We start from the raw sequence: 18,470 nt of genomic DNA on the forward strand, positions 1-18,470 counted from the left end.
AGTGAAACGATGCATCGCCGATGGTAGTGTGGGGTTTCCCCATGTGAGAGTAGGTCATCGTCAAGATTAAATTCCGAAACCCCTATCTGCGTATGCAGGTAGGGGTTTTGTTTTGTCCGCAGGAAAAGAGCACTCTGGCGACAATACAAAATTGCACAGTTATTTTCGAGTCAGGACACTAGAATAGGTCCAACTTTTTTGGAGCCAGAGCATTTATGCCAGATCCGGTTGACGCCCCAGGGCTGTCAGATTTACCGCTGGACGACTTGGTAGCGTGCCATGAGTGCGACTTGCTGATGCGCAAGCCTGAGCTTGCTCATGATGAGAAAGCCATCTGTGTACGCTGCGGTTATGAGCTGTATGCCCATCGACACAATGTCGTGCAGCGCAGTCTCGCCTTGGTCATTGCCGCGCTGTTGTTGTTCATCCCGGCGAACTTTTTACCCATCATGCAGCTCCATCTACTCGGACAGTCGTCGCACGATACTGTCTGGAGTGGCGTTGTCGGTCTGTTCGATACCGGTATGCGAGGCGTAGCGGTAGTGGTATTCCTTTGCAGCATGGGGATTCCGCTGCTCAAGCTGCTTTGCCAGCTGTTCGTGCTGCTGAGTATTCGCTTCGATATCGGACGCAGTTATGGCCTGCTGCTCTACCGCATTTATCACCATCTACGGGACTGGGGGATGCTCGAGGTTTACCTCATGGGCGTACTGGTTGCGATCGTCAAATTGGCCGATATGGCGGCGATGACCGTAGGTCTTGGTCTGGCGTGCTTCATCGGTTTGTTGTTGGTTCAGGTCTGGCTGGAAGTAGTGATGTCACCGCACCAGATCTGGCAGGCTCTATCAGGAGAGGATGCCCATGCGGGCGATTGATGCAGGCATTCTGATTTGTGCCGAATGCCACGAGTTGAATAAACAGGAAGCCGATACCGACGAGCAGGTTTGCACTCGCTGCGGTGCGCTGGTTCACGCTCGCCGCCCGAACAGTCTGATGCGTACTTGGGCGTTATTAATCACGGGCGCGATTCTCTACATCCCGGCCAATGTGCTACCGATCATGACCGTCAATTCCCTGGGGCAGGGCGATCCGAGCACTATTATGTCCGGTGTGATCCAGCTGGTTCAGCACGGCATGATTCCAATCGCCGCCGTGGTTTTTATCGCCAGCATTCTGGTTCCCACGTTCAAGCTGGTGGGCATCGCATTGCTGCTGTTTTCGGTGCAGCGCCGTCAGCCGCTCTCGGCACGCCAGCGCATTCTGATGTATCGCTTTATCGAGTTCATCGGCCGCTGGTCGATGCTGGATATCTTTGTAATCGCCATTTTGGTGGCGGTTGTGAATTTTGGACGGCTTGCCAGCATCGAAGCCAATCTTGGCGCCATCGCCTTCGCCAGTGTGGTGATTCTGACGATGCTTGCCGCAGTAACTTTCGATCCCCGACTGATTTGGGATAACACGGAGTCGGACGACGACCATGACTGATTTGCCTAAAGCGAAAACCCGACCGGCCTCGAACTGGTCAGCTATTTGGGTGTTGCCCCTGATCGCCTTGATCATCGGCGGCTGGCTCGGCTGGCGTGCCTACAGCGAGACGGGCATCGAGATTCAGGTGCGCTTCGAAAGCGGCGAAGGCATTCAGGCCAACAAGACCGAAGTTGTCTACAAAGGCATGTCGGTCGGCAAGGTGAAAGCCCTCAAACTCGATGACGAAGGCAGCTCCAAAGGAGTGATCGCCACCATCGAGATGAATAAAGACGTGGAGCAATACCTGAGGACCAGCACGCGTTTCTGGTTGGTCAAACCGAGCGTGACCCTGGCTGGCATCACGGGACTGGAGACGCTGGTTTCGGGTAACTACGTGGCCGTCAGCCCGGGTGAAGGCGAGCCGACCCGCAAGTTCAAAGCCCTGGCCCAGGAGCCTCCGCTATCGGACGCGCAACCCGGCCTGCACTTGACCATCAAGGCTGATCGCCTCGGCTCGCTGAATCGCGGCAGCCCGGTGTTCTACAAGCAGATTCAGGTCGGTCAGATCAAAAGCTATGTGCTGTCCGCAGACCAAAGCACTGTCGAACTCAAAGTCTTCATCGAGCCGACCTACGCCAGCCTCGTGCGTAAGCACACGCGTTTCTGGAATGCCAGCGGCATCAGTATCGACGCCAACCTTTCCGGTGTGAAAGTACGTAGCGAGTCCCTCGCCAGCATCGTCGCTGGTGGTATTGCATTTGCCACTCCGGAAAATCGCAAGGACAGCCCGCCTACCGATCCAAGCCTGCCGTTCCGTCTCTATGAGGATTTCGATGCGGCTGCAGCCGGTATTCGGGTCAAGGTCAAACTCAGCGATTTCGAAGGCCTGCAGTCCGGTCGTACGCCGGTGATGTACAAAGGTATCCAGGTCGGCAATTTGAAAACGCTCAAGGTTGATCCGGACCTGTCCAGTGCGACCGCCGAGTTGACTCTCGACCCGCTGGCCGAGGACTACCTGGTCACCGGCACTCAGTTCTGGGTGGTAAAACCATCGATTTCGCTCGCCGGTATTACAGGCCTGGAAGCGCTGGTTAAAGGCAACTACATTGCCGTGCGCCCAGGCGACAAGGGCGGTGCGCCGCAGCGCGAGTTCGAAGCACGGCCCAAGGCGCCGCCGCTGGATCTGCGTTCGCCCGGCCTGCATTTGGTGTTGTTCACCGACAACCTTGGTTCTCTGGAAGTCGGCAGTCCGATTCTCTACAAACAGGTCAAGGTCGGTTCGGTTCAAAGCTATCAATTCTCCCGCACCAAAAAGCAGCTGGTGATCGGGGTGCATATCGAGAAGGAATACGAAGGGCTGGTCAACGCCTCGACGCGTTTCTGGAATGCCAGCGGCATTACGCTCACCGGTGGATTAACCGGCGGAATCCAAGTCAAAAGTGAGTCGTTACAGAGCCTGATGGCCGGTGGCATCGCCTTCGAAACCCCGGAAGCCAAAGCGCCGTTGCAAAAGCGTATTCCGCGTTTCCGCCTGCATGCCAGCCATGATGAGGCAACGCAGAAAGGCACCATGGTGACGATCAAGGTCGATCGCGCCGATGGCCTGCGCACTGGCACGCCGGTTCGATTCAAAGGCCTGGACGTTGGCAAGATTGAGGACGTCGACCTCAGTGATGACCTGCAATCAGTACTGCTGACCGCGCGGATCACCGAAGTGCCGGAGCGTATCGCTCGGGTCGGCAGTCAGTTCTGGGTGGTTAAACCTGAGCTCGGTCTGATTAAAACCTCGAACCTCGACACTTTGGTCACCGGGCAATACATCGAAGTGCAACCGGCGCCGAAGAACCTCGGCCCACAGAAGACTTTCGTGGCCTTGACCAATCCTCCGGAAATCGCCAAGGAAGAGGCTGGTTTAAGCCTGGTGTTGAGCGCTGCTCGTCGGGGTTCGCTGAAAACAGGCGTCCCCGTCACCTATCGCGAAATCACGGTAGGCAAGGTGACCGGCTATGAACTGGGCCAGACGGCTGATCGAGTGTTGGTGCACATCCTGATCGAGCCGAAGTACGCGCCGCTGGTGCGCAGTGGCACGCGGTTCTGGAACACCAGTGGTTTTGGTTTTGACTACGGCTTGTTCAAAGGCGCGACAATACGCACCGAATCGCTGGAGACGCTGGTTCAGGGCGGCATTGCGTTTGCCACACCGGATGGCGACCGCATGGGTGTTCCGGCGCGGGCTGAGCAAACCTTTCCATTGTTCGACCAGTTCGAAGATGAGTGGCTGACCTGGGCGCCAAAGATTTCTCTCGGTAAGTAATCCAGGTTGATTGGCGTCTGAGAAGGCGCCTTCGCGGGCAAGCCCGCTCCCACAGTGATTGATGGCGTACCCAAAATCTGGGTTCAGTACAAAACCCTGTGGGAGTGGGCTTGCCCGCGAAGAGGCCCTCAAGTCCACTCAAAATTTCAAGAATGCCCCCACAAACAAAAAGGCCGCGATCCATTTGGATCGCGGCCTTTTTGTTGGATTTAAGTCAAATCAGACCGCATCCAGCTCTGGCTCATCAGCCTGTACAACAACGGTTGCCTTCACTTCATCGTGGCGACGAATGTACTTCCAGTCCGCCTCGTCGATGTAAATGCCGTTCGGGCCGCTGCCGCCTTCCAGGTCGATGGCGACACTGGCGCAAACTTGCGGCTTCACACTCGCCAGAATCGGCACGAAGCCCAATTGCAGGCTGGTTTCCAGCAGTGCTGCCTGGTTCTTCTCGTCGATGTCCGCCGCTTCGTCGAGGTAGTACGGCAGGCGCACGCGACCGGCCTGGTCGCGGTCCATCAAGTGCAGCAACAAGTACATGTTGGTCAGCGCCTTGATGGTCATGGTGGTGCCGTTGGACGCCGCGCCGTCGATGTCGGTGTGGATCACCGGTTGGCCGTTGACCTTGGTGATCTCGAACGCCAGCTCGAACAGATCCTTGAGGCCGAGCTGGTTGTGGTTCGCCGCCACCAGCCGCGCCAGGTATTCCTTGGCCTCTTCGTTCTTGTTGTCTTGATCGGCGCTTTGGCTCAGGTCGAAGACGGAAAGGGTTTCGCCTTCTTCGTACTGACCGGCGCTGTGGATGATCTGGTCAATGTGCTTGAGCGCTTCCTTGTTCGGCGCGAGCACGATGCGGAAGCTTTGCAGGTTGGAGACCTGGCGCTTGTTGATCTCGCGGTTGAACAGCGCCAGTTGATGTTCGAGGCTGTCATAGTCGCTGCGAATGTTACGCAGGGTCCGGGCGATGTCGGTGACGGCTGCACGACGGGCCTTGCCGAGAGTCAGGGCTTCGTCGGTGCGGTGTGCGTAAGCGTTGATCAGCAGTTGCAGGCGACGCTCCATATCGTCTTCGCTGTCGAACTTGGCCACGCCCTTGAGGCGAACCTGAGCATAGAGCGCCTCGATCTGCCCGTCGCTGCGCAGCAGGCCTTGCCAGCTGTCCTGATAGTCGTTGAGCAACGGCAGCAGGTTGTCCATGGAGTCGTCGACCGGGTCCATGAACGGCGTGCCGAATGGCAGGTCCGCCGGCAACAGCTGACGACGGCGCAAGGCGTCGTCGAGGGTGCGTTGCTTGGCTTCCATATCGCCGATCTGCCGGCCGACCAGCTGCAGCTTGGCCGACAGTTGCTGGACGCGCTCGGTGAAGGCATCGCTGGAACGCTTCAATTCGTCCTGAGCAGCTTCCATCTGCGCCAACTGCTCAAGCTTGTCCCCTTCCTCGGCGCTCAGGGTTTGCGCGCGGCGGAAATCTTCCAGGGCTTTCTGCGCATCCAGCACTTGCTGGTATAGCGCTTCAGTCTGGGTCTTGCTGGCCGCGCGGTCGGCTGCCACGGCGGCTTGAGTTTTCAGCTGCTTGAGTTCTTTTTCCAGGCGGTCTTTCTGATCGCGCAGCGCCGCGCGGTCGGCCAGGGCTTGCAGGGCTGGAGGCTCAATGTGCGAGATATCGATGGACAGGCCCGGCACTTCGAAGCGCTCGCCTTTGAAGCCATCGAGGATCAGCTCCATGGATTTGACCCACTGACCGTCCTCGTCCAGCGTAATGCCGTGTTCACCCAGCGGGAGGCTGAACAGTGCGCTGTTGAACAGGCGCATCAGGCGCTCGACGTCCTGTTGTGAGAACTCTTCGCGCAGACGGGCGTAGCTGTTGTTGTCGGCGTGATCGAGTTGTTGCTTGACCGACTTCAGGCGTTTTTCCAGATCCCGTAGACGCTCTTCGAGGTCTTCGGCACTGAACTGCCGCGACTGGGCCAGTGCACCGGCCAGTTCGTCGTGCGCGTCTTTGGCGGCGAGCAGTTGCTGCTCGAGGACTTTGACGTCATCGACCAGCGCGAAGCGATGCTTGAGCACCGACAACTCGCCGAGCCAGCGCTGGATGCCGGTGATTTCCCGCTCCAGACGCATCAGCTCCTGAGTGCCGCCGCGCTGATCGTTTTGCAGCGCGTCCTGCTCGTTGCGGTAGTGCTCGGCCTGAATCGTCAGTTCTTCCTTGCGCGCACTGGCGTAGTCCGACCAGGTGCCGAGCAGGGAGTCGAGCAGCGGCGACAGGCGATGTAGTTTGCCGCGCAGGATGTCCCGCTGTTTCACGCCGTTGGCCAAGGCTTCAACCAATGGGCCGGCGGCGACCAGCGAGTTGTAGTCCTGCTCCATGCGGCGAACATCACGGAAGGCTTCCTCACACGCGGCGATGTAATCGACGCTGCCGGAACGCAGGCTGTGTTCGAAGGCATCGAGGAACAACTGCTTGAGTTTGGCCGCGGTGATTTCGCGCATGTGCAACAAGTTGATGAACAGCGCGCGGAAGGTCTTCAGGCTCTGCTCGCTGGTGGAGCGCAGCGGGATCAGCGTCAGGTCCAGCGGAATAGAGGTGTGACCGCCCACCAGCAAACGACGCAGTTCATCCGGCTTGAGTTCATAGGCTTTCAGGCCTTCGCGCTCAAGGTTGGTGAACAGCTCTTTCTGCCGCAGGCAGGTATCGTCTTTCTGGTAATGGGCCAGATCGAGTTTGCCGGCATAGGCAAAGAACTGGTGACCGAAACCGCCGCCCGGGCCGCGTCCGACCACGCCAATCACGTGCGGGCCGTGGGGCAGGGAGACTTCCACCAGGATGTAACTGGTGTCCGAGGCGAAATAGAAACGCCGGGATTGTTCCAGGCTGTACTTGCCGAAACTCATGTCCGACATGCGTGCAAGAATCGGGAACTGCAAGGCGTTGATCGATGCGGATTTACCGAGGTTGTTCGCCCCGTAAACCGACAGCGGCTCTTCCAGCGGGAACAGGCCGAGGCTGTAACCGGCGGTGTTCAAAAGGGCAAAGCGGCGAATGCCGTAGCGTTCCTTGCTCATGCGTCGGTCTCCTGTTCTTCGGCAATGGCGCGGGCCAGGGCGTCTTCTTCGCTTTCTTCAGCGAAGTCACTCAGATCCAGCGGGTCGTCTGTTTGCAGCAGCTTTTCATCGCTGTCGTCATCGATCAGCACGGGCACGGGCAATGGCAGGACGCTGTGCAGGCTGGCCGCCAGATCACGGTCCTGCTGAACCGACAGGCAAACATCAAGGAAGCGATGCATCGGCGGCAGGAAACGGTAAACGCCGTTTTCTTCGCTGGCGAAACCGAGCTGAGTCATGCGGCGCATGATTTTTTCTTCGAGTTCTTCGACGGTCTGCACTTCTGCCTGGATAAACAGGTCGCGGTATTTCTCCAGCAACGATGGCAACTCATCGCGGCCGAGGCTGCCGCCGTCGAGCACGGCGACCGGGTCACGGCCCTGATCGGCCAGATGCTCGACAAGGATGAAGGTAAACAGCGCCAGACGTTGCGCGGTCTTGTTTACTGCCGCCGCAGCCAGGTCCGGAACGAAGTAATAGAAACCACGGGTGTCGCAGACCAGTTCAAAGCCCAACGCCTTGAACAACGTGCGGTACTGGTCCTGGAAATTCGACAGTTGGGCGTACAGCTCCGGGTCGCGGCGGCTGACGTGGTAGCCCTTGAACAGCTCGCGAAAGATCGGCGCCAGCTGGGACAGTTCGGATAGATCAAGATGCATGTGGGATGCTCGCAGAATCCTCGGCGGCGGTGTCGCCGGCCGAGAGCAGGGCGAAGGAGCGCAGGCTGACCTGATGCTCGTGAGTGTGGTAATCGCGGCGTTCCAGACGCTCGCGTTTGAAGCGTTTTTCCCGCGACAGGCGCGAGAACCAGTAGAGCAATTCGTCGGTGGCTCCGTCCGGCTCCTGCTCCAGCAGCCAGGTCATCAGGTCCGGCATCGGCAGGGCGTCTTCGCAGCGTTCGAGCATTTCCCGAACCGTGCGTGGCGCGCGCGGCGCTTCGCCTTTCTGGGTCTTGTGGGCCTTGGGGAAGCGTGCCGGTTTCGGCTCGAAACGGGCCAGGGCATAAACGTAGGCTTCGACCTGACTGGCGCTGCCCAGAAACGTGCTTTGCGGACGGGTGAACATCGGCATCGCCGCTTGTGGCACCGCATCGATACCTTTACGACGAATGGCCGACAGGGCCAGCGCCGCGCCACGGGTCACGGCGTTGTGCCGGCGGGCTTCTTCACGCAGCGGCAGCAGCAGTTCACGGGCATGACGCAGCGTCAGCTGGGCGCTGGTCTGCATTTCGAGGATGCGTGCGTGGGTACGCAGCAGCATGTCGTCGTCAACCAGATGGCCGAGGCGCTGCTGTTCGGAGAGCATCTTCAGCAGGACCGTTTCGACCTTGCGCACGCCTTGTTCGAAGGCGCCGTCGGCGTTCACCAGTTCAATCATTGGCTCGACGTATTCGTCCCAGGTCGCCAGCACTTCAGCGTAGCGCTGACGCAGCGGGATCTGCCGATCGCTGGTTTTCGCCCGTTCGGCGACGGCCACCAACGCCTGTTCGTCGTTGTCGAGTTTTTTCAGCACATCGCGCACGCGCATGTCGAGCAGGCGCAATTGACGCGCCAGATCGTTGCCGTCGCGGATGTCGAACGCGTCCTGGATGTAACCGGCCAAGCGCTCAAGGTGACGCAAATAGGCTTCGATTTCCAGGCACAGGCCCAGACGGTGCTCACGGCGCAGGTAAGCGAGGAAATCGTGGATCTGCGCGTTGAGCTCGAAACGGTTCGGGCTTTTCGCCACGGGAACCAGAATGTCGAGGCGGATCCACACGTCGAGCAGGCTGGTGATGTCCTGTGGCGTACTGTCGAGTTGCTGGGCGGCCAGTTGCGTGCGCAGTTCGTTGAGGCTCAAGGTGCCTTGGTCGAAGTGCTCGCACAGTGGCTCCAGAAGTGCCCAGTGTTCAGCGAGGGCGCGCAAGACGCGCTTGGGTTCGATCATCGGAATGGCCGGCTGGTTGGCGATTAAAAGTCGCGATTGTACTGCATCATGCCCGTTGCGATTCACTCTCGGGACGGACAGTTGGCTTTCTATCGATCAAGCGCGGGCGATCTTGAGCGAAGGGCGGTAGAATCACTGCACTTTAGTTATCCACAAGTGGCCGACCTTTGCTTATCGAGTCCCGTCGCCGCGCTTATTTGACCGCCATGCAGGTGGTCAACTGGCTGCCGCGCACCGAATTGCCCTTTGCTGCGCCCTCGCGCCCCGAACTGCTGGAGATGCCCGAGCCATTGGTCGTCACCCCGGTTGCGCCGGCTCCCGTGGCCGAGGCACCGATGGAGCCCGTGGTCAAACCGGCCGAACGGGTAAAAATCGAAGTGCCACGGCCATCGTTGGCCAGCACCCGCACGAACGCCAAGGTCGAAGAAGAGGAGGCCCCGGTCGCGATCAAGGCGCCGGTCGTGCCGCCACCGCGTTTCGCCTTGCAATTGTTACGGGCCGGTCGCTGCCTGCTGCTGGTGGAGTTACCCACAGGCGAAAGCTTCCAGACCCGCGATCCTGCCTATCTGTTGCTCAAGGACATGCTGCGCGCCGCCGGTCTGCCGGACAGCCCGCAGATCGTCGGCGAGCCGGTGCGCTGGCCACTGCTGGCTCGCGGCACCATGGATCAAGGGCCGGAAGCGGCTCGGGATTTCGTACAAGGCTTTCTGTCGGCCCGTCTCGAAGATGCTCCATGCGTCTGCCTGTGGCTGATCGGCTTGCCAGCGGTGCGTTTTGCCGGTGAGGCCGACGCCGAGTCCTTCAACCGTGAACTTCAGGTCGAAGGCCTGGGTTCGGTCTGGGCCCTGCCGGGTCTGGAATTATTAATGGAAGAGCCACAGCGTAAGGCTGATGTCTGGCAAGCCATGCGTCGGCTGATGGCGCGCTGGAAAGAATCGAATGAGTGACGCTGTATCGTTCCGCCCGATGACCGAGGCGGACCTGGACACTGTACTGAAAATTGAATACGCGGCTTACAGCCACCCCTGGACCCGCGGGATTTTTCTCGATGGCCTGGGCAAGTACCAGATCTGGCTGATGTTCGAAGGGCAGCAGCAGGTCGGTCATGGCGTGGTGCAGATCATTCTCGACGAGGCGCATTTGCTGAACATTACCGTCAAGCCGGAAAATCAGGGTCGAGGCCTGGGTTTGACGCTGCTGGAGCATTTGATGTCAATTGCCTACAAGGCAGAGGCGCGGGAATGTTTTCTGGAGGTGCGCGACAGCAACCGGGCGGCGTTTCGGTTGTATGAGCGGTATGGATTCAACGAAATCGGACGTCGGCGCGATTACTACCCGGCAGTGGGTGGGCGTGAGGATGCGGTCGTCATGGCCTGCACCTTGGTTGACTGAAACACCTGTAGGAGCTGCCGAAGGCTGCGATCTTTTGATCTTTCTATGTCACGGCAACAACAGATCAAAAGATCGCAGCCTTCGGCAGCTCCTGCGTTGGAATCTGGTCAGATCTGTAGATCAACGCTTGCCATCCATTGGATCGCGCCGCGCCAATTCCGCTTCATCCAGTCCATTGCCCCCGCCGATGTCGTCCTCATCGACAATGCTCAACTCCCAATCCGCCTGGCCGTCTTCACCCTCTTCCTGGGCATCCCGTGCGCCGTCTTCACGGATCAAGGTTTCCGGGCTCATGTCATCGTCGGTAGATTCGTGGTCATCGGTCGAGCCGCCGGTCATGCCAGCTTCACGGACGCGTTCGTCGGACATCTTCTGCGCACGCTCGCGTTCGGGGATCAGGTCGCCGATTCTGGTGCCCGGTTCTTCCTCGTCGAAATCCAGCTCATGCACTGAGCCCATGCGGTCTTCGTTGTCGTCGATGGGCTCGGGTTGCGCCTTATCGAACGGACGTCGTGAATCAGTCATGGCATTCCCTCATACTGTAGGCCTTACTACAGTTGACCCACTGGGCTTGCGAGAATTCCACCGGCATGGAGCATCGGATAGCCATTAAATGCATCAGGGCATCATGGGGGATCTGCATCTTGCGCGTGACCCGGACAGACGGTTGTCTGTCAAACCAGCGCATCATTATCGAGGCTTCATTGCATGAACGAATTACAAGATCTGATTGATAACAATGAGCGCTGGGCCGACGCGATCACCCAGGAAGATCCTGATTTCTTCGCCAAGCTGGCCCGTCAACAAACCCCGGAATACCTGTGGATCGGTTGCTCCGATGCCCGCGTGCCGGCCAATGAAATCGTCGGCATGCTGCCGGGCGATCTGTTTGTGCACCGCAACGTGGCCAACGTTGTACTGCACACCGACCTCAATTGCCTGTCGGTGATTCAATACGCGGTCGATGTACTCAAGGTCAAACACATCCTGGTCACCGGCCACTACGGTTGCGGTGGTGTACGCGCCTCGATGCAGGACCGTCAGTTGGGCCTGATCGACGGCTGGCTGCGCTCGATTCGCGATCTCTATTATGAAAAGCGCGACGAACTGGCCAAGTTGTCCACCGAAGAAGAGCGGGTCGACCGCCTCTGCGAACTCAATGTGATTCAGCAGGTGGCCAACGTCGGTCATACCAGCATTGTGCAAAACGCCTGGCACCGCGGGCAGAGCTTGTCGATCCATGGTTGCATCTATGGCATCAAGGATGGACGCTGGAAAAGCCTGAACGCCACCATCAGCGGTTTCGAACAGTTACCACCGCAGTACCGTTTGCGTCCGGTCGAGGCGTTGTAAAGCCTTTTAGATGAGACTTCGTCGACGCCAGTGTTGAAAAAACTGTTCTCCATTGGCGTTCGGCGACTCGTCATAGCCGATGATCCAGCCACGGCAGGACGGACAACCGCAGCGGCAGGCGAACTGCCGCAGCAGCTTGTCTTCTGTTGCGGCGAAATCCATCGTCAGCCGGTCACCCTTTTTGATGTCCTTGAGCGCCCATATCCACAGTTCGCTCATGTCGAGAAAGACGTTGGGGTCGCAGGAGTGGTTCAGTAGACCGCAGAAGCGCGGATCGTGGACGTGGATGCCTGGCGCCAGCTGCCGGGTGTGTCGGCAGCGATAGGGCAACAGATGTCCGGAAACCCTGCAGATTCGGCTGATGCGGGGGAACTCGCGCAGTGCCATGACAGCTATTGCCGATCCCTGAGTGTTGCAGATGATTTCAAAGTCGTCTTTGGAGGGGAATCCAAGGCGAAGGGGCAACTCTACAAACGGATAGATGCCATTTGATGGCGGTGGGGGTATTGCCTGTTCTGCATGAGCTCTCATAACAATCCTTGTCAGTCGAGTGCTACGACCGCCGTCTACTGACATCCTGTCAGCCCTGCAGCACATGGGTATGCCCCAAGGCTCTCGCAAATGAAACCATCAGTCTACTGTCAAATATGACAGGCGAAAAAGGCTCTTTCCCGCGTCAGCCATGGCTCACGCGGGAAAGACTTTCATCGTTTACAAGTGTGGGGAAGGAGCAGAGGTCGCAAGAGACGGGCTCTTCAGCTGTTTCAGCTGGGATTTGACCGTCGTTGTTGCGCATTTGGCCACGGCCTGTTCAGGCGTCAGGTTGCGGATCGAGGTGTAGAACAGTTCGCAGGTTTTTTCTTTCTGGGTCACTTGCCAGGTCTGAGTACAGCTTTTCAGCTGAACGGTAGGGTCAGTGCCCGGTTTGCTGCCCATCCCGGCCTGCCAGCACGCGGCGCTCAAATCCTGGCCCATGACTTTCAGCCCTGCAGCGTCCGCCTTGGCCTGGGCATCGCTGCCGCTATAGGCCTCGGGATCGGCGGCGTACCAGATGTAGCTCGGGTGGTTGGAACCCAGTACTGGTACTTTCACACCCTCGCTCGGGCTGATGGTTGCCAGACCGAGCACGTCTACGGTCGGCCCATATTGTTGCTTGATCCAGTTACGTACCGGTGCGCCGAAGGCGACCATTGGCAACGCTGCGCCGCTGGCGTTCTGGCTGACTTCCTTGACCATGGTGGTCTGGTAATCCTTGAAGTAGTCGTAGACGCCTTCAAGGTCCTTACCGGCGCTGGATGGCGCGGCAATCGGCGCGATGTCGATGATGGTCTGATAGCCCGGTGTCTGGTCGGCGGGGATGCCGTTGGCAGTCAGCAGCGTGGCCCAACGGTCGGTCGTCTTGGACTCCAGGTAGTCCTGGGCCTGGGTCAGCGAGTAATCTGGCGGGAAGTGCAGCAATTCGATGCTTTTGCGATTTTCCAGCGCCATGCCCAGCGGAAGGAACAAGTACCAGTTGTAGGTCCATTTGCCATCGGCACTCAGTTTGCTGGCGCCGTTGTAAGCCAAATCCCCAGCCTGGAGCAATGCGGTCAGTGGCTTGTCATAGCCTTTGGGCACACCGCTGATAGTGGCGTAGAGCTGCTTGTTGTCGGTTTTGACCACTACTTTTGCGGTGTTGTAGCCATCGCGTTGTACGCTTTGAGTCAGGTAGTGCTCGACGGTCTGTTCCAGTGTCCAGTTGCGATAGCAGATGACGTTGCAGTTGTTGGGATAGGCGAACAGTCGGGTAACACGTTCGGTACTGCCCAGATTCAGATCGACATCGGCGTGAGCGGCGGCACTCAGAGTGAGTGCGGCCAGGGTGAGTCCTGCGAGTTTGAACATGCTCAGATCCTTTTCAGCGTGAGCCCTCGGAGGCAGGGCGGGTACATCTTGAAACTACTTGTGTCGAGCGGTCTAGTGCCCATCTGAAAACATTTCCAGTCCAGGAGTGCCCTTCATACTGGAAGGTACGCGCTAGCAGCGCGGTATGGCATTGGGATTCCAGGGCTAGCGGGTTGTCCACAAGCGCATTTGCGTAGACCATGGGCGCCTTGGTTTTTTGCCTGCCAGAGTTCTTTTCCATGACTGCCAACACAGATGCGCGCCCGGCGCCCCTCACCCGCTCGGACTACAAAACACTGGGGCTAGCAGCCCTTGGCGGCGCGTTGGAAATCTACGATTTCATCATTTTCGTATTTTTCGCGCTGACCCTCAGCCAACTGTTCTTCCCACCCGAAATGCCTGAGTGGCTGCGTCTGCTGCAAAGCTTCGGGATTTTCGTTACCGGCTACCTGGCGCGGCCGTTGGGCGGGATCCTGATGGCACATTTCGCCGATCGACTGGGGCGCAAGAAGGTTTTCAGCCTGAGCATCCTGATGATGGCGTTGCCGTGTCTGCTGATCGGGATCATGCCGACCTACGCCCAGATCGGTTATTTCGCACCGTTGTTGCTATTGGGCCTGAGAGTCCTGCAAGGCGCGGCGGTAGGCGGTGAAGTGCCGAGTGCCTGGGTGTTCGTGGCCGAGCATGCACCGGTCGGGCATCGCGGCTATGCCCTCGGTTTCCTACAGGCGGGGCTGACCTTCGGCTACTTGATCGGAGCCCTGACGGCGACATTTCTGGCACAGACGTTCACCCCGGCGGAAATTCTTGATTACGCCTGGCGCTACCCGTTTCTGTTGGGCGGTGTGTTTGGCGTCATCGGTGTCTGGCTACGTCGCTGGCTTAGTGAAACCCCGGTATTCATGGCGATGCAGGCCCAGCGCGAGGCTACTGTGGAACTGCCGCTGCGCACGGTCCTGCGGGAGCACCGCCTGGCGATGCTGCCGGCAATGATCCTCACCTGCGTGCTGACCTCGGCCGTGGTGGTATTCGTGGTCATTACCCCGACCATGATGCAAAAAACCTTCGGCATGACCGCCAGTCATACCTTCGCCCTGAGTGCCTTGGGCATCGTGTTTCTGAACATCGGCTGTGTGCTCGCGGGGCTGCTTGTCGATCGCATCGGCGCCTGGCGCACGGTGATGCTGTATAGCCTGCTGCTGCCTCTGGGTATTGGCGTGCTCTATACCTGCCTGATCATTGAAGGCCAGTGGCTCGGTCTGGCCTATGCAGTGGCAGGCCTCTCTTGCGGGGTAGTCGGCGCAGTGCCGTCGGTGATGGTCAGCCTGTTTCCGGCGCGGATTCGCGTCTCGGGGATTTCCTTTACCTACAACATTGCCTACGCCGCCTGGGCCAGCGTCACACCGCTGTTGTTGATCGGTCTGATGCCGTGGAGTCCGTGGATTTGTGTGATTTTCTGCGCAGTGATGGGGGCGGTGGGCATCAGCAGTGCGGCGTACTTTGGCGCGCGAGTACCGCGAATTGGGCGCTGTTCGGTAGCCGGCGCGGTATAAAGATGTTCGTGTTACCACTATTTTTGTAGGACAACCCTGAGACACTCTTCAGAAAATATCCCCAAGGCCGATGGCTAGGCTGTATGCAGCTTTTTATCCCTGTCCATCGGTGCTTCCCATGTTCAACAAACGCTTGAAGCAGGAGCTGTCGGCTCTTCGCGAAGAACTCTCCAGCCTTCAGCAAGTCAAGGAGAGCCTGGACAGCGAGATGCTGGTCCTGACCCTTGATTCCGATGGCAGGATTCAATCGGCCAACCAGAACTTCATGGGTGAAATGCTCTACAAGGGCAACGAGCTGGACGGCCGGCACATCGAAGACATCGTCCCGGCTCATGTGAAGTCGGACGAATTCCACCGCCGCTTCAAGACTGCACTGACCCGTGGCGAGCATTTTGCCGGCACGGTTCGTTTATTGCGGGGCAATGGTGCCGAAGCCTGGTTGCGGTCGATCGTGCAGCCGGTGCGCTCCGCGGATGGCCGGATCAAACACTTCTCGATTTACTCCAGCGACCTGACCCGCACCATCGAGGCGTCTCGTGAACATGAGAACCTGATCGGCGCGCTAGTGCGCTCGACGGCGGTCATCGAGTTCGACCTCAATGGCAACGTGCTGACGGCCAACGAGCGGTTTCTCAACGGCATGGGTTACAGTCTGGCGCAGGTCCAGGGCAAACATCACCGCACCTTCTGTGAATCAGAGGAATACAACAGCCCCGAGTATCAGAACTTCTGGCGCCGCTTGAACGCCGGCGAATTTGTGGCCGATCGTTTCAAGCGTATCGATAGCCACGGTAACGTGGTCTGGCTGGAGGCTTCCTACAACCCAGTCGTCGACGCCAACAACAAGCTCTACAAAGTGGTCAAGTTCGCTACGGTGATAACCGATCAGGTCAATCAGGAGCAGGCCGTCGCCGAAGCGGCCAACATCGCCTACAGCACTTCGTTGCAAACCGACAGCAGCGCCCAGCGCGGTACCACTGTAGTGACTCAAGCGGTGGACGTCATGCGTGACTTGGCCAAACATATGCAAACTGCTGGCGAAGGCATCGAGGCGCTGAACGAGCAATCACTGGTGATCGGCACCATCGTCAAAACCATCAGTGGCATCGCCGAACAGACCAACCTGCTGGCGCTCAACGCGGCCATCGAAGCCGCTCGCGCCGGTGAGCAGGGTCGAGGTTTTGCCGTGGTGGCTGATGAGGTCCGGCAACTGGCCTCGCGAACCAGCCAGGCGACCGACGAAATTGTCGGCGTTGTGCGCCAGAACCAGGACATGGCGCGCAACGCCGTGGCCCTGATGACCGATGGCAGACTCCAGGCCGAACAGGGGCTGGCGCTGGCAGCGGAGGCGGGCACAGTGATCGTCGAAATCCAGGACGGGGCGCAGAAAGTGGTTAACGCGGTTGGGCAGTTTGCCAATCAGTTATCGACTTGATGCTCGCTGTGCGGCGTGAATAGCCCTAAAAAGGCCAGGCCTGCTTTTGCGGCTTGATCAGACCAGGATTCTTCGCTAACAAAAAAAGGCCTACCTCCCGGTAAGCCTTTTCTTATTCCTGCGTACGACTCAATCCCCCAACGCTTCTCCCTCACGTCGCGGATCGGCCCCGCCGGCCAACGCGGCTTTGCCCTGTGCATCCTTGACCTGAACAATCGCCTGAGTCCCGCTGGTCATGTCGATCTCGTTCACGTTGTGCCCTTTGTCCTTCAGTGCCTGAATCAGCTCTGTGCTGAACTGACCCTGTTCCAGTTCGGTCGGGCCGTTACGGCTGCCGAAATTGGGCAGGCTGATGGCCGCTTGCGGGTCGAGGTTCCAGTCGAGCAGGCCGATGGTGGATTTGACTACGTATTCGATGATCTGCGAGCCGCCGGGGGAGCCGACGGTGGCCAGGAACTCGCCGTTCTGACGGTCGAAGATCAGCGTGGGCGCCATGGACGAGCGCGGACGTTTACCCGGTTCAACACGGTTGGCGACTTTTTGCCCATTCTCTTCGGGAATGAACGAGAAGTCGGTCATCTGGTTGTTGAGCAGGAAACCCTGGACCATCAGGTGCGAGCCAAATGCTGCCTCCACGGTGGTGGTCATGGACACGGCGCCGCCTTCGTCATCGACTGCTACCACTTGCGAGGTGGAGATGCGCAGTGGCGAGCGGTCCGGCGCATAGGCAACCCGAATGCCCGGCGGGGTACCGGGTTTGGCCTGCCCCATGCTGCGATCGCCAATCAAGGAGGCGCGGCTGGTCAGATAAGTCGGGTCGATCAGACCTTTTACCGGCACAGGTACGAAGTCGGTGTCGGCGACGTACTGCGCTCGGTCGGCGTAAGCCAGGCGCTCGGCTTCGGCGATCAGGTGCACCGCTTCTGGGGCGGGTTCGATGCCTGCCGGTTTGCTGGTCTTGAGCGGTTTGAGTGGTGCCAGGGCAAAACGCGGGCCGCGGGATTCCAATGCCTGCAAGGTGCCAAGAATTTGCGCCACGGCGATCCCGCCCGACGACGGTGGCGGCATGCCGCAAACCTGCCAGCGTTTGTAGTCGGTGCATAACGGCGCGCGTTCCTTGGCCTTGTAGCCTTGGAGGTCGCTCAGCGACAGGCTGCCGGGGTTGGCGTGGCCCTGAACCTTGGCGATGATCTCTTTTGCAATTGGCCCTTTATACAGGGCATCGGGACCTTCCTTGGCGATGCGCTTGAACACTGCGGCCAGTGCCGGGTTTTTCAGCTGTGTACCGATGGCTTTCGGGCTGCCATCGGCATTCAGAAAGTAGGCGGCCATGTCTGGTGAACGCTGTATGAACGCGTCTGCCGCGATCAGTTGATGCAGGCGTGGCGAAATGGCGAAGCCTTGTTCCGCCAGTTCGATGGCGGGCCCGAACAACTTCGCCCACGGCAGACGACCGTGCTTTTGATGGGCCAGCTCCAGCGCCCGCAATACACCCGGCGTCCCCACCGAGCGCCCGCCGATCTGTGCCTGGGTGAACGGCATCGGTTTGCCGTCGGCTTGCAGGAACAGTTTCTCGGTGGCGCCGGCCGGAGCGGTTTCGCGCCCGTCATAGGTACGTACAGCCTTGCCATCCCACAGCACAATCAACGCGCCACCGCCGATGCCCGACGATTGCGGTTCGACCAGCGTCAACACCGCTTGCATGGCAATGGCCGCATCAATCGCCGAACCGCCCTGACGCAGCATCTCCCGCCCGGCTTCGGCTGCCAGCGGGTTGGCGGCTGCGGCCATGTGTTTCGAGGCATGCCGGGTCTGCAGGTCGGTGCGATAGCCGGAGGCGATTTCTGGTGCGACCGGCAGGGTTGAGACTGACGGCGAAGAGGGCAGGGTATTACACGCGGCGAGGGTTAAAGCGGTGGCGATCAGCGAAAAAGCTGACAGGCGATAGCGACTCAAGTGGAAGGCTGAGAACACGCGGGGCACTCCGTCCATGGGATAAAATGTCCGGGGACTTTATCGGCCTGGGGGACGCGACGCAAATCAGGTC

The 18,470-nt window shown here is 59.1% G+C and carries 14 protein-coding genes and 2 pseudogenes; 9 read left to right on the forward strand and 7 right to left on the reverse strand.

What is annotated here, in order from left to right:
• The first annotated feature begins 215 nt into the window (after positions 1 to 215).
• From IB250_RS20870 to IB250_RS20880, 3 genes are read left to right on the forward strand one after another with little or no spacing between them, the layout of a single operon-like run.
• Entirely contained in the window at positions 216 to 875 is a 660-nt protein-coding gene (locus IB250_RS20870; RefSeq protein WP_192345443.1) for a paraquat-inducible protein A, read from the forward strand.
• Entirely contained in the window at positions 862 to 1,485 is a 624-nt protein-coding gene (locus IB250_RS20875; protein WP_007896874.1) for a paraquat-inducible protein A, read from the forward strand. The genes IB250_RS20870 and IB250_RS20875 overlap by 14 nt, the downstream gene beginning before the upstream one ends.
• Positions 1,478 to 3,781, forward strand: a complete 2,304-nt coding sequence (locus IB250_RS20880; protein WP_192345444.1) for an intermembrane transport protein PqiB — start codon at positions 1,478 to 1,480, stop codon at positions 3,779 to 3,781. Before IB250_RS20875 ends, IB250_RS20880 begins: the two co-directional genes overlap by 8 nt.
• A 219-nt stretch (positions 3,782 to 4,000) precedes the next feature.
• Here the strand turns inward: IB250_RS20880 and mksF are convergent, their stop codons facing one another.
• From mksF to mksB, 3 genes are read right to left on the reverse strand one after another with little or no spacing between them, the layout of a single operon-like run.
• Complete coding sequence (mksF, locus tag IB250_RS20885) at positions 4,001 to 6,841, reverse strand: Mks condensin complex protein MksF (protein WP_192345445.1); 2,841 nt, start codon at positions 6,839 to 6,841, stop codon at positions 4,001 to 4,003.
• Positions 6,838 to 7,539 carry an Mks condensin complex protein MksE gene (mksE, locus tag IB250_RS20890; protein WP_192345446.1) on the reverse strand — a complete coding sequence of 234 codons (702 nt, stop codon included), beginning with the start codon at positions 7,537 to 7,539 and terminating at the stop codon, positions 6,838 to 6,840. The genes mksF and mksE overlap by 4 nt, the downstream gene beginning before the upstream one ends.
• A complete protein-coding gene (mksB, locus tag IB250_RS20895; RefSeq protein ID WP_192345447.1) occupies positions 7,529 to 8,806 on the reverse strand; it encodes an Mks condensin complex protein MksB in 1,278 nt (425 codons plus the stop codon). The genes mksE and mksB overlap by 11 nt, the downstream gene beginning before the upstream one ends.
• A 206-nt stretch (positions 8,807 to 9,012) precedes the next feature.
• Here mksB and IB250_RS20900 point away from each other — a divergent pair, with 206 nt between their 5' ends.
• Together IB250_RS20900 and rimI are read left to right on the forward strand one after the other, a co-directional pair.
• Entirely contained in the window at positions 9,013 to 9,753 is a 741-nt protein-coding gene (locus IB250_RS20900) for an energy transducer TonB (RefSeq protein ID WP_192345613.1), read from the forward strand.
• On the forward strand, positions 9,746 to 10,198 hold the full coding sequence (rimI, locus tag IB250_RS20905) for a ribosomal protein S18-alanine N-acetyltransferase (RefSeq protein ID WP_007896888.1): 453 nt from the start codon (positions 9,746 to 9,748) through the stop codon (positions 10,196 to 10,198). Before IB250_RS20900 ends, rimI begins: the two co-directional genes overlap by 8 nt.
• Positions 10,199 to 10,318: 120 nt before the next feature.
• On the opposite strand, the gene IB250_RS20910 is transcribed toward rimI, so the two are convergent.
• Positions 10,319 to 10,723, reverse strand: a complete 405-nt coding sequence (locus IB250_RS20910) for a serine kinase/phosphatase (RefSeq protein ID WP_192345448.1) — start codon at positions 10,721 to 10,723, stop codon at positions 10,319 to 10,321.
• 183 nt (positions 10,724 to 10,906) lie between these two features.
• Here IB250_RS20910 and can point away from each other — a divergent pair, with 183 nt between their 5' ends.
• Complete coding sequence (can, locus tag IB250_RS20915) at positions 10,907 to 11,551, forward strand: carbonate dehydratase (protein WP_052965823.1); 645 nt, start codon at positions 10,907 to 10,909, stop codon at positions 11,549 to 11,551.
• Between the two features lie 6 nt (positions 11,552 to 11,557).
• On the opposite strand, the gene IB250_RS20920 is transcribed toward can, so the two are convergent.
• Together IB250_RS20920 and IB250_RS20925 are read right to left on the reverse strand one after the other, a co-directional pair.
• Positions 11,558 to 12,082 (reverse strand): SET domain-containing protein-lysine N-methyltransferase, encoded by a 525-nt coding sequence (locus IB250_RS20920; RefSeq protein ID WP_192345449.1) that lies wholly within the window; start codon positions 12,080 to 12,082, stop codon positions 11,558 to 11,560.
• A gap of 180 nt (positions 12,083 to 12,262) precedes the next feature.
• Positions 12,263 to 13,435 (reverse strand): hypothetical protein, encoded by a 1,173-nt coding sequence (locus IB250_RS20925; protein ID WP_192345450.1) that lies wholly within the window; start codon positions 13,433 to 13,435, stop codon positions 12,263 to 12,265.
• Positions 13,436 to 13,674: 239 nt separating this feature from the next.
• On the opposite strand from IB250_RS20925, the gene IB250_RS20930 reads away from it, so the two are divergent.
• The 3 genes and pseudogenes from IB250_RS20930 to IB250_RS29080 all read left to right on the forward strand — a co-directional run.
• The gene (locus IB250_RS20930; protein ID WP_192345451.1) at positions 13,675 to 14,988 is read left to right on the forward strand and encodes an MFS transporter; all 1,314 of its coding nucleotides are present in this window, start codon (positions 13,675 to 13,677) and stop codon (positions 14,986 to 14,988) included.
• Positions 14,989 to 15,196: 208 nt separating this feature from the next.
• A pseudogene (locus IB250_RS29075) lies at positions 15,197 to 15,883 on the forward strand (PAS domain-containing protein); the annotation flags it as partial.
• A 108-nt stretch (positions 15,884 to 15,991) separates the two neighbouring features.
• A pseudogene (locus IB250_RS29080) lies at positions 15,992 to 16,423 on the forward strand (methyl-accepting chemotaxis protein); the annotation flags it as partial.
• Between the two features lie 129 nt (positions 16,424 to 16,552).
• Here IB250_RS29080 and ggt read toward each other — a convergent pair.
• Positions 16,553 to 18,397, reverse strand: a complete 1,845-nt coding sequence (gene ggt, locus IB250_RS20940; RefSeq protein WP_192345453.1) for a gamma-glutamyltransferase — start codon at positions 18,395 to 18,397, stop codon at positions 16,553 to 16,555.
• Between the last annotated feature and the right edge of the window lie 73 nt (positions 18,398 to 18,470).

Origin of the sequence: Pseudomonas sp. PDM09 (genome assembly GCF_014852305.1) — a bacterium.
In the GTDB taxonomy this organism is placed as follows: domain Bacteria; phylum Pseudomonadota; class Gammaproteobacteria; order Pseudomonadales; family Pseudomonadaceae; genus Aquipseudomonas.

Bases quoted from the DNA above. Each gene is read 5' to 3' on its own strand.
- IB250_RS20870 (WP_192345443.1), top strand. From the start codon at position 216: ATGCCAGATCCGGTTGACGCCCCAGGGCTGTCAGATTTACCGCTGGAC.
- IB250_RS20875 (WP_007896874.1), top strand. From the start codon at position 862: ATGCGGGCGATTGATGCAGGCATTCTGATTTGTGCCGAATGCCACGAG.
- IB250_RS20880 (WP_192345444.1), top strand. From the start codon at position 1,478: ATGACTGATTTGCCTAAAGCGAAAACCCGACCGGCCTCGAACTGGTCA.
- mksF (WP_192345445.1), bottom strand. From the start codon at position 6,841: ATGAGCAAGGAACGCTACGGCATTCGCCGCTTTGCCCTTTTGAACACC.
- mksE (WP_192345446.1), bottom strand. From the start codon at position 7,539: ATGCATCTTGATCTATCCGAACTGTCCCAGCTGGCGCCGATCTTTCGC.
- mksB (WP_192345447.1), bottom strand. From the start codon at position 8,806: ATGATCGAACCCAAGCGCGTCTTGCGCGCCCTCGCTGAACACTGGGCA.
- IB250_RS20900 (WP_192345613.1), top strand. From the start codon at position 9,013: ATGCAGGTGGTCAACTGGCTGCCGCGCACCGAATTGCCCTTTGCTGCG.
- rimI (WP_007896888.1), top strand. From the start codon at position 9,746: ATGAGTGACGCTGTATCGTTCCGCCCGATGACCGAGGCGGACCTGGAC.
- IB250_RS20910 (WP_192345448.1), bottom strand. From the start codon at position 10,723: ATGACTGATTCACGACGTCCGTTCGATAAGGCGCAACCCGAGCCCATC.
- can (WP_052965823.1), top strand. From the start codon at position 10,907: ATGAACGAATTACAAGATCTGATTGATAACAATGAGCGCTGGGCCGAC.
- IB250_RS20920 (WP_192345449.1), bottom strand. From the start codon at position 12,082: ATGAGAGCTCATGCAGAACAGGCAATACCCCCACCGCCATCAAATGGC.
- IB250_RS20925 (WP_192345450.1), bottom strand. From the start codon at position 13,435: ATGTTCAAACTCGCAGGACTCACCCTGGCCGCACTCACTCTGAGTGCC.
- IB250_RS20930 (WP_192345451.1), top strand. From the start codon at position 13,675: ATGACTGCCAACACAGATGCGCGCCCGGCGCCCCTCACCCGCTCGGAC.